Origin of the sequence: Micromonospora parastrephiae (assembly GCF_016802865.1) — a bacterium.
Taxonomy (GTDB): domain Bacteria; phylum Actinomycetota; class Actinomycetes; order Mycobacteriales; family Micromonosporaceae; genus Micromonospora; species Micromonospora parastrephiae.
This window is the reverse complement of the sequence record NZ_JAEVHM010000310.1, coordinates 1-4220: the sequence shown is the minus strand read 5'-3', so window position 1 is coordinate 4220 and position 4220 is coordinate 1. Positions and strand designations below refer to the sequence as shown.

At 73.6% G+C, this 4220-nt stretch carries 2 protein-coding genes and 2 pseudogenes; 1 reads left to right on the top strand and 3 read right to left on the bottom strand.

Annotated elements, in window-relative coordinates; genetic code table 11:
• Positions 1–244: pseudogene (locus JNW91_RS30020) on the bottom strand (DUF1800 domain-containing protein); the annotation flags it as partial.
• A gap of 431 nt (positions 245–675) precedes the next feature.
• On the opposite strand from JNW91_RS30020, the gene JNW91_RS30015 reads away from it, so the two are divergent.
• The gene (locus JNW91_RS30015; RefSeq protein ID WP_139586530.1) at positions 676–933 is read left to right on the top strand and encodes a DUF3040 domain-containing protein; all 258 of its coding nucleotides are present in this window, start codon (positions 676–678) and stop codon (positions 931–933) included.
• A 4-nt stretch (positions 934–937) separates the two neighbouring features.
• Here the strand turns inward: JNW91_RS30015 and JNW91_RS30010 are convergent, their stop codons facing one another.
• Positions 938–1855 (bottom strand): SWIM zinc finger family protein, encoded by a 918-nt coding sequence (locus tag JNW91_RS30010; protein WP_203178871.1) that lies wholly within the window; start codon positions 1853–1855, stop codon positions 938–940.
• Positions 1852–4220 (bottom strand): annotated as a pseudogene (locus JNW91_RS30005) (DEAD/DEAH box helicase); the annotation flags it as partial. The pseudogene JNW91_RS30005 and the gene JNW91_RS30010, both read right to left, overlap by 4 nt.

Here is a 4220-nt window from a genome sequence, read left to right as displayed (position 1 = left end):
CTCCGGACCGACCCACTGCGGCCCACGCGGGGCGGGGGGCGGGGGCGGGCTGCGCGTAGCCGTCGCCGTACTGCTCGCGCGGGTCGGCCTGCGCCGAGTAGCCGCCCTGATAGGGGTGGGGCGAGTCGTACCCGTACGGGGCGGACGAGTTGTGCTCGGCGTACCCGTCCGCGTTGTGGTGCTGGCGTCCGTCCCAACCGCGGTCGTCCCGCGGTCGACGTGGTGGCACATTCTGGTCGGCCATGTACCAATCCCGATTTCTGATGAGCGCCGGAAGCTGCGACCGGGCAGGTGCGGCAGATGCGGCGACTGTTGCCTGAGGGGGGTTGCTACGGCAAGGTAACCAAGCCCCCAGGTGCCTTCAAGGCAGCCCGAACGCCCTCGTGAGGGCACTTAAGACAGCCCTCAGCACAATGTCCGCTGCGGGCGGCCGGTCACGGTGGGACGCGCACCTTCCCAGCAGGGCGTACGTGCGGCAGCCGGGTACGGATCGGACCGCGGGTGTGTACGCGGTACTTTCCGCGCCGTTCACCACCACAGACAAACTTAAGGTTTGGATAAGTCAGACGTGAGGTGCCCTCGCGCCAGGGAAAAGAGCACCAGCGGGTGAGCGTGAGCCGCCACCGCAGCGGGTATGCCGCCGAACCGCTGAACGCGTGAGGGGAAGGCAGCGCCATGCTCAGCAAAGAGGATCAGCGCAGGTTCGACCAGATCACCCGTCAGCTCCGGGAGAGTGACCCGGCCTTCTTCGCTCGGCTGGACCACCGGGTCCGGGCCCGACGGGGCCGTTACCTGATGTTGTTGACGATCGTGCTGTGGGCGTCGCTGCCGGCGATGACCGTGTTCGCCGGCCGGCTCGCCGGGGCGATCTGCGCGGTGGTGCTGGTGGCGAACGCCGCGATCATGTGGCGGTTCCGTCGCCGGTGGACGTGACGGCTCACCGGTCGCCCGGGCCGAAGGCCCGGTACGCGCGGCGCAGCCGTTCGAGCAGCCCCGGCCCGCCGATGCTCGGCGCCGGTGGGCCGAGCTGACGCAGCAGCAGATCGGGGCCGGTCGCCAGTCGGGGCGGCCGGTCGGGCAGCGGCACGGGCGGGGACCAGAACCGGTCCAACGCCTCCACCATCGGGGTCGCCGACAGGCCGGCGAGCGCACGGGCCGCGCCGGCCGGCGACACCGGTAAGTCCGCGATGGACGGACCGTCGTCCGGAATGGACGGACCGGCCGGTTCGGCTGGCGGCGGCGTGCCGGTGGCCTCCGCACGACGAGCGCGGAGTTGCTCGAGCAGCTCCGCTCGGGACCGGCCGCGCCAGTGCAGCAGCTCGAACGGGTCCGCGTCGAACGCCTCGGCCAGAAGATAGAACGTGGCCGCGAGGTGCTTGCACGGCACCGCGAAGTCGGGACAGTTGCACCGCTGGGTCAGCTCGTCCACCCCGGCCGGGAAGAGCGGCGCGCCGGCGGCGACGAACAGCTCCTCCAGTTCGTCGGGGAGGTCCCCGGCGAGCAGTCGGGCGCTGAAGAACGCCTGGCCGGCCAGTTCCGCCTCGATCCGGGACCAGAGCGCGGCCGGGAACGGCGACAGCCCGATGGAGACCTCGTACGGCCGGGGCCGGGAGCCCTGCACCTGCGCGCTGACCCGCCCCGGCGCGATGTCGAGCCGGAGCACCTGACCGGCCCGCGCGTACGACCGGCCCCGGGTCAGCCGGGTGCCGAGCGCGAACGACTCCAGCACTTCCAGGAAGCGCCGCGACCACCAGGATCGGCCGATCGCGCCCCGGGCGCTGCGCGCCCGCAGCCCACCGTCGACCCGGCGCGGACGGCCGTAGTCGGCGAACCGGTCGGTGCTCTGCTCGCTCACTCGACCACCGCCCCGGCCTCCAGGGTGAACAGCTCACGCAGCTGCCCGGTGGACAGCTCGGTGATCCACTGCTCGCCGGTGCCGACCACCCGTTGGGCGAGGCTGCGCTTGTCGGCGATCAGCGCGGCCACCTTCTCCTCCACCGTGCCGGCACACACGAACTTGCGGACCTGCACCCGCCGGCGCTGCCCGATCCGGAACGCCCGGTCGGTGGCCTGGTCCTCCACGGCCGGGTTCCACCACCGGTCCACGTGCACCACGTGGTTGGCGGCGGTCAGGGTGAGCCCGGTGCCGCCGGCCTTGAGGGACAGGACGAACAGCGGCGGCCCGTCCGCCGACTGGAAGCGCTGCACCAGGGCGTCCCGCTCGGCCTTGCCGAGCCCGCCGTGCAGGAACAGCACCTCCCGGCCGAACCGCGCCGACAGGTGACCGCGCAGCATCGCGCCGAACTCGGCGTACTGGGTGAACAGCAACGCCCGCTCCCCCGCGACCAGAACCTCCTCCAGGATCTCGGTCAACCGGGCCAGCTTGCCGGAGCGGCCCTCCAGCGGCGACCCGTCGCGCAGCAGCTGGGCGGGATGGTTGCAGACCTGCTTGAGGCGGGTCATGGTGGCCAGCACCAGTCCTCGTCGTTCGATGCCGTCGCTGGTCTCGATCCGGGCGAGCATGTCGTCGACCACCACCCGGTACAGGGCGGCCTGCTCGGCGGTGAGGTTGCAGAGCACCTCCATCTCCAGCTTCTCCGGCAGGTCCGAGATGATCGACGAGTCGGTCTTGAGCCGGCGCAGCACGAACGGGCCGGTGATCCGGCGTAGCCGCTCGGCGGCCTCGGCGTCGCCGTGCCGCTCGATTGGCTCGGCGAACCGCTTGCGGAACGTCGCCGCCGGCCCGAGCAGACCCGGGTTGGCGAACTGCATGATCGACCAGAGGTCGGCGAGGCGGTTCTCGACCGGCGTACCGGTCACCGCCACCCGTTGCCGGGCGGGCAGCGCGCGGACCGCCTCGGCCTGTCGGGTGGAGGCGTTCTTGATCGCCTGCGCCTCGTCCACCACCACCCGGTGCCAGTCGATGCCGGCCAGGTCGGCGGCGTCGCGGGCAGCCACCGAGTAGGTGGTGAGGACCAGGTCCGCGCCGTGCGCGGCCGCGGTGAACTCCGCCCCCCGCGCCCGCTCGGCACCATGGTGTACGTGTACGCGCAGCCCCGGGGTGAACCGGGCCGCCTCCCGCTGCCAGTTGCCGACCAGCGACATCGGACAGACCAGCAGCGTCGGCCCGGCGTCCGGCGGGTCCCCGGCCAGCAGCGCGAGCAGTTGCACGGTCTTGCCCAGGCCCATGTCGTCGGCGAGCACGCCGCCCAGACCGAGCGACCGCAGGAAGGCCAGCCAGGCCAGCCCGCGCCGCTGGTACGGACGCAGCGTGCCCACGAAGCCCGGCGGCGGGTCCAGCGGGGTGAGCCGACGCTCGACCGCACCGGCGAGCAGGTCGCCCAGCGCCCCGTCGGCGGTCACCTCCAGCACCGGCAGCGCCCCGGTGTCCTCGCCGTCGGCCAACCCGAGGCGGAGCAGGTCGGCGACGGTCAGCTCGCCCGCCGAGCGGAGCAGGCGCAGGCCCGCGGCGAGGCGACCCGGATCCAGCTCCACCCACCGGCCGCGCAGCCGCACCAGCGGAGTCTTCAACTCGGCCAGCGCCGCCAACTCGTCGGCGGTCAACGGCTGGTCGCCGAGCGCCACCTCCCAGCGGTAGTCGACCAGGGCGTCCAGTCCGACGCCGGCGTCGACGCTGGCCACCGTGCCGGGCGCGGTGCGGCTGCGGGCGCGCAGCCGGGCGCCGATCCGCGCCGACCGGCGCTGCCACCAGGACGGCAGCAGCACCCCGAAACCGGCGGCGTGCAGCACCGGGGCGCCCTCGCTGAGGAAGCGGTGTGCGCCCTCGACGTCCAGCTCCATCGCCTCGGGGGCGGCGGTGCGCAGCGCGGAGTCCAGGTCGGCCAGAGCCGGCTGGCCCGGCCCAGCTCGGCGAGCAGCGTCTCCTGTGGGCTGGTCGTACGGCCGGCGAGGCCGCCGAGGGTGTGTGGCGCCCGCCAGACCTGCCCGGCGTCGACGTGCAGGCCCGGCTCGTCGGCCGGCTGCAATCCGAACTCCAGCCGCCACCGCCCGCTACCGGCGGAGCCCACCGGCGTCGGCGCGTCGCCGGTTGGGCGGGTGGCCAGGATCGGTTCGGTGACCTCGTCGGGCGCGGGCTCCACCAGCCGGAAGCTGGCCCGCACCGGGCCTCCGGCGGCGTCGCGCTGCCAGGCGTCCAGCTCGGCGCGCAGCGTGTCGAGCGCCGCCGGGTCGACGGTGAAGTCGCGGTGTGAGCCGGCGAG